A 5,796-nucleotide genomic window follows, 5' to 3' on the forward strand; every position below is an offset into this window, starting at 1 on the left:
GCCCTAGCCTGGGGGCAACGAATCTCAGGAGCGCCCCATGGGTCCCAGCACCGACACCTGCTCGCCGTCCGCCGCGCTGGGCCTGGCACCGATCTCCCGCCCGGCCCTCGGGCTGCTGGTCAGCGAACCGTGGCGCGCCGCCATCGAACTGGCCTCGCACCGCCTGCGCCGCGGCTTCTCGAAAGTGCAGTCCGGCGACGGCCACCCGGTCGTCATCTTCCCGGGCCTCGCCGCCGACGGCAGCGCGGTCGCGACGCTGCGTGAACACTGCAGCGCCCTCGGCTACACCGCCTTCGACTGGGGCCGCGGCCTGAACGTCGGCCCGCGCGGCGACGTCGATGCCTGGATGGCCGAGCTCGCCGACCATGTCCAGGCGCTGCTGAAACCCCACGCCGGCCGCGCGACGCTGGTCGGCTGGAGCCTCGGCGGCCTCTACGCCCGCGAGCTCGGCAAGCTGCTCGCGCCGCAGGTGCGCCGCGTCATCACGATCGGCACGCCGTTCAACGCCGAGGCCGACCACAGCCACGTCGGCTGGCTGTACCGGCTGCTGAACGGCGCGCCGGCCCGGCTCGACCCGACCATGAGCCGCCGCCTGCGCACGCCGCCGCCGGTGCCCACCGCGTCGATCTACAGCCGCAACGACGGCATCGTCGCGTGGCAGACCTGCGTCCACGGGCCGCAGGAGCACGCCAGCGGCCTGGTGCGCGACCTCGAGGTCGACAGCAGCCACATCGGCATGGTGTGGAACCCGCGCGTGCTGAATGCCGTCGGCGAGCTGCTCGCCCAGCCGGGCGCCAACCACTGAATTCAGCGCGCCGGCGTGCCCATCAGCCGCGCGAGCGTGCCGTCGGCCTTCAGCTTCTCGAACGCCGCGCGCGTGCGCGTCACCACCTCGTCGGGCGTCGCGCGGCCGTAGGCCATGAACAGGCCGGTCGACAGCCCGTCCAGCGTGTAGACCTTCTCCAGCATCGTCGCGCAATCGATGTGCGACTCCTCGCACTGCTGCTGCACGTCGCGCTCGGGCATCGGCACCAGCTGCACCTGGCGGTGCAGCAGCTTGCGGAAGTTGTCGCCGTTCTGCGCCGACACCACCAGCCGCTTGAAGCCCTGCGACTGCAGGTACTGCTCGCGCACGTCGCCGCGCAGCACGCCGACGCTGTAGGCCTTGGCATCCTGCAGCGTGCGCACCACCACCTCAGTGTCGGTGCGCAGCTTGTACAGGTGGTAGTCGATGCGCATGAACTCGCCGGCCCACTTGAACTTGTCCTCGCGCTGCGGCGTGCGCGCGATCATGAAGATCAGCACGTTCGGCTCCTGCAGCGCCATGTCGTAGGCGCGCGCCCAGGGGTAGATGCCGGCGCGGTAGTCGGTGAAGCCGGCGCGCTGCATCGTCGCGGCCACCACCTCGCTGGCCGGCCCGCTCACGCGGCCGGCGCTCAGCCAGGTGAAGCCGGACTCCTCGGTGACGCCGCGGATGGCCTGCGCCTGCGCGGCGCTGCCGGCGCAGGCCGATGCCAGCGCGAACACCAGCGCGTGCACGCCATGGGCAAGACGGAAAGCAAGGCGCATCGTCGTCCTCCTGCGGTTCAGGCGGCCACGCGGTCGCGGCCCTGTCGTTTGGCGCGGTACAGCGCCTGGTCGGCGCGGTGCAGCAGCGCCTCGAAGCGGTCCATCGTGTCGGCGTCGAACTGCGCGACGCCGATGCTCAGCGTGACGCGCGGCGCGACCTGCGACGCGCTGTGCGGGATGTCGCGCTCGGCCAGCGCCTCGCGCAACCGCTCGGCCGCGGCCTGCGCCTGCACGGCGTCGACCGCCGGCAGCAGCACCGCGAACTCCTCGCCGCCGATGCGCGCGGCCAGCTCGCCGGCGCGGCCGAAGGTCTCGCGCAGCGTCTGCGCGATCAGGCGCAGGCAGTCGTCGCCGAGTGCATGGCCGTAGGTGTCGTTGTAGCGCTTGAAGAAATCCACGTCGCACAGCAGCACCGACAGCGGCTGGCCGAGGCGCTGCGCGCGGCGGAACTCGACGTCCTTCACCTCGTCGAAATGGCGCCGGTTCGCGAGGCCCGTCAGCGGGTCGCTGCGCGACAGCGCCTGCAGCTGCGCGTTGGCGGCGCGCAGCTCGGCGGTCTGCTCGTCGACCAGCTCGGCCAGCCGGTCGCGGTGGGCCGCGAGGTCGAGCTCGTCGCGGCGCTGGCGCGCGAGGTAGTCCGACAGGTTGCCCTGCAGCTGGTTGACGCCCGATTCGAGCAGGCTCAGCTCGTCGCGCGGACCGGGCTTGCGCTCGAGGCGCAGCGTGCGGTCCAGCGTCTGCGGCGTCAGCTCGTCGAGGTGGCGCGCGACGCGCCGCACGTGCACGGTGACGGTGCGGTTGAACACCCACATCACCAGGCCCGCCAGCAGCAGCGACTGGATCAGCTGGGTCAGCACGATGCCGGCCAGCTCGCCGCGCAGGCGCTCCCACAGCACGCGCTCGTCGCCTTCGAGCGTCAGCTCGCCGACGATCTCGGCCGCGCCGGGGTAGGGCTCGTAGCTCAGCTTGCGGCGCAGCACCGGCGCGCGATGCGACGCTTCGGCACCCTCGCGGCGCTGCGCCATCACCTCGGTGGTGCGGCCGTTCTGCAGCAGCCGCAGCTCGACGCGGCCGACCGGGCTCACCTGCGCGACGCCGCTCACATGGGTCTGCAGCGCTTCGCGGTCCATCTCCCAGATGGCCTTGGCGAGCGTGCGCTGGAAGACCTCGTCGATCAGCGTCAGCTCGGCGGTCATCGCCGCCAGGTTGCCCTGCCAGGCCGACCAGGTGCGCACCGCCACCGCCGCCAGCGTGAAGACGAGGCCGAACAGCAGCGTCGCCAGCACCAGCTGGCGGCCGAGCGAGCCGGCGGGCCCGCCGTCAGAGCCACTTGCGCTGGAGGCTCTCATAGGTGCCGTTGCGGCGGATCGCGTCCAGCCCCTTGCGGAATCGCTCGACCAGCGCATCCGGCGTCTTCAGGCTGAACGCCATGTCGAGCCCGCCTTCGCTGCCGAGGTCGGTGAGGGCGAGCGCGCGCTGCAGGGTGCGGGCGGGGTCGTCGCCGGCCTGGCGCACCAGGTAGGTCGCGTTCAGCTCGTTGGCGATCCACAGGTCGACGCGGCCGCCCTTCAGCTTCTCGTAGTTCAGCTCGTAGCGGTTGCTGGACTGCAGGTTCTGGCCGATCCGGAAGCCCTTGTCGACCAGGTACTGCTCGCCGGCGTCTTCGTTGACGGTGGCGGTCTGGTAGCGCCGCGCGTYGTCCAGCGTCTTCACCGGCAGCGTGCGTCCGCCCAGCGAGAACAGGTACCAGCGCGTCGGCGCGATCACCCCGACCCACTTGAAGCGTTTCTCGCGCTGCGGCGTGCGGGTGATCGAGTAGATCAGCACGTTCTCCTGGTTCAGCGCGATGTCGTAGGCACGCGCCCAGGGCATCACCTGGATCGGCGTGTCGGCGAAGCCGGCTTCCTTCAGCACGGCCTGCACGACCTCGGTGCCGAGCCCGGTCACCTGGCCGTTCAGCGTCATGTTGTACGGCGGCAGCTCCTCGGTGACGATGCGCAGCGGCTGCGCGGCGGCCAGCAGGGGCAGCATCCCGAGCAGGCAGCAGGCAAGACGGCGCAACGAGGAAAGAACGGACATGCAGGGCTCGGCAGACGGAGGAACGCCTTTTTTTCGACGGTTCCGGCGTGCGACTTGAGCGCGGCGGCGCGGCGCGGCGTGACGAAATGCTGGTTCGCTCCGGCCGGAGCCGATATAACTGGCGAACCCCGAGGAGAGCCCATGACCGCACCCGTGCACCACGTCACCCATCCGCTGATCCAGCACAAGCTCACGCTGATGCGCCAGAAAGACCGCAGCACCAACAGTTTCCGGCGCCTGCTSAACGAGMTCAGCATGCTGATGGCCTACGAGGTCACGCGYGACATGCCGAYGCAGRWSATCGAGATCGAGACSCCGCTCGAGACGATGCAGGCACCGGTGATCGACGGCAAGAAGACGGTGTTCGTCAGCATCATGCGGGCCGGGGCCGGCTTCCTCGACGGCATGCTGAACGTGGTGCCGGGCGCGCGCATCGGCCACATCGGGCTGTACCGCGACCCGAAGACGCTGGTGGCGGTGGAGTACTACTTCAAGATGCCGGCCGACATGCACGAGCGCGACGCGATCGTGCTGGACCCGATGCTGGCCACCGGCAACTCGGCGGTCGCGGCGGTCGACCGGCTGAAGGAGACGCGGCCGAAGTCGATCCGCTTCGTGTGCCTGCTGGCGGCGCCGGAGGGCCTGAAGCACTTCCAGTCGTCGCATCCGGACGTGCCGGTGTTCACCGCGGCGATCGACCGGCAGCTGGACGAGCACGGCTACATCGTGCCGGGGCTGGGGGATGCCGGGGACAGGTTGTTCGGAACGAAGTAGCCCGGATGCCCATCCGGGGAGCAGCCGTCGAAATCAACCCGGATCGGCATCCGGGCTGCGAGGCAGCGTGATCGCCACCCGCAGCCCGCCGTCGGGCCGGTTCGCGAGCGCGATCCGCCCCCCATGCGCCTCGGCGATCTCGCGCGCCAGCGCCAATCCCAACCCGGTGCCGGCCCGCTTGGTCGAATAGAACGGCAGCAAGGCCTGCGCCAGCACCGTGTCGCTCATGCCGGGGCCGCGATCGGCCACCTCGAAGCGGATCTCCGCCCCGGTGTCCGCGATCGACAGCGTGACGCCCTCGGCCGGCCCGCCGGCCTCGTGCGCGTTCTTCAGCAGGTTGATCAACGCCTGCTCGACCTGCACCGCATCGAACACCCCGTCCCGTGCCGGCAGCTCGCCGCGGCGCTCGAACGGGTACTGCGCCGCCAGCGCGGCCAGGAACGGCGCCCAGTCGACGCGCTCCGGCCGCGGCGCCGGCAGCTTCGCGAAGCGCGCGTAGCCGTCGAGGAAGCCGTGCAGGTGCCGCGAGCGCTCGCCGATGGTCGCGAACACCTCCTGCAGCCGCTGCGCATCGCCGCGCCGCGCCAGCTCGGCACCGCTGTGCGCGAGCGACGAGATCGGCGCCAGCGAGTTGTTCAGCTCGTGGCTGATGACGCGGATCACGCGCTTCCAGGTGGCGACCTCCTGGCGCGACAGCTCGCGCGTCATGCGCCGGAACAGCAGCAACCGGTGCGGCCGGCCCTGCAGCCGGAACTGGCGCTGCGACAGGTGGAAGGTCTCGTCGCTGCCGTCCAGCGTGACGCTGAACAGCGCGTCGGTGCCCTCCTCGACCGCCCGCGCGAGCGCCGGCGGCAGCGTCGCGAGCAGCGCGGCGAAATCGCTGCCCTCCAGGCTGCGGCCTTCGCCCAGCAGCTGGCGCGCGGCGATGTTGGCGTAGGCCACGCGCTGCCGCAGGTCGGTCAGCACCAGCGCGACCGGCGTGTTCTGCACCACAGTGTCGAGCAGCAGCTCGCGCTGCGCCAGGTGCTGGCGCTGGTCGCGCAGCGCATGGCCGAGCGTGTTGTGCTGCTGCACCAGCGCGCCGAGCTCGCCGCCGTGGTCGTCGCTGATCGAGACGCTGAAGTCGCCGTCGCGGTAGCTGAGCACCGCGCTCTCCAGCGAGCGCAGCAGGCGCTTCAACGGCGCGACCAGCCGTGCCGAGCTCCACGCCGCCAGCAGCAGCGCGAGCAGCGCGGCCACGCCGACCAGCAGCGCCGCGTGGCCGCCCCAGTGCGCGAGCGCCGCCAGCACCGCGGCATGCAGCGCCGCACCGGCCGCCAGGGCCACGACCAGCGCCAGCAGGAAGCGGGCGCGCAGGCTCAGCCAGCGCATCCG

Annotated in this window: 6 protein-coding genes; 2 read left to right on the forward strand and 4 right to left on the reverse strand. The window is 71.5% G+C overall.

Annotated features, from left to right (window positions below):
* Positions 1-37 precede the first annotated feature (37 nt).
* Positions 38-805 (forward strand): alpha/beta fold hydrolase, encoded by a 768-nt coding sequence (locus AC1D12_RS22590; RefSeq protein ID WP_477842985.1) that lies wholly within the window; start codon positions 38-40, stop codon positions 803-805.
* Positions 806-807: 2 nt separating this feature from the next.
* Here the strand turns inward: AC1D12_RS22590 and AC1D12_RS22595 are convergent, their stop codons facing one another.
* Genes AC1D12_RS22595 through AC1D12_RS22605 form a run of 3 tightly spaced genes read right to left on the reverse strand, consistent with a single transcriptional unit; the run spans position 808 to position 3,648 of the window.
* Positions 808-1,569, reverse strand: coding sequence for a substrate-binding periplasmic protein (locus tag AC1D12_RS22595; RefSeq protein WP_477842987.1), 762 nt, complete (start codon positions 1,567-1,569; stop codon positions 808-810).
* A gap of 17 nt (positions 1,570-1,586) precedes the next feature.
* Entirely contained in the window at positions 1,587-2,918 is a 1,332-nt protein-coding gene (locus AC1D12_RS22600) for a diguanylate cyclase domain-containing protein (RefSeq protein WP_465110441.1), read from the reverse strand.
* On the reverse strand, positions 2,890-3,648 hold the full coding sequence (locus tag AC1D12_RS22605; protein ID WP_477842989.1) for a substrate-binding periplasmic protein: 759 nt from the start codon (positions 3,646-3,648) through the stop codon (positions 2,890-2,892). The genes AC1D12_RS22600 and AC1D12_RS22605 overlap by 29 nt, the downstream gene beginning before the upstream one ends.
* 141 nt (positions 3,649-3,789) lie before the next feature.
* Between AC1D12_RS22605 and upp the strand changes: the two genes are divergently transcribed.
* The gene (upp, locus tag AC1D12_RS22610) at positions 3,790-4,422 is read left to right on the forward strand and encodes a uracil phosphoribosyltransferase (RefSeq protein ID WP_477842991.1); all 633 of its coding nucleotides are present in this window, start codon (positions 3,790-3,792) and stop codon (positions 4,420-4,422) included.
* A gap of 33 nt (positions 4,423-4,455) precedes the next feature.
* Here upp and AC1D12_RS22615 read toward each other — a convergent pair.
* Positions 4,456-5,796: sensor histidine kinase (locus tag AC1D12_RS22615; protein WP_477842993.1), on the reverse strand; the 1,341-nt coding region annotated here is incomplete at its 5' end.

Source organism: Rhizobacter sp. P1_G5 (assembly GCF_056405435.1).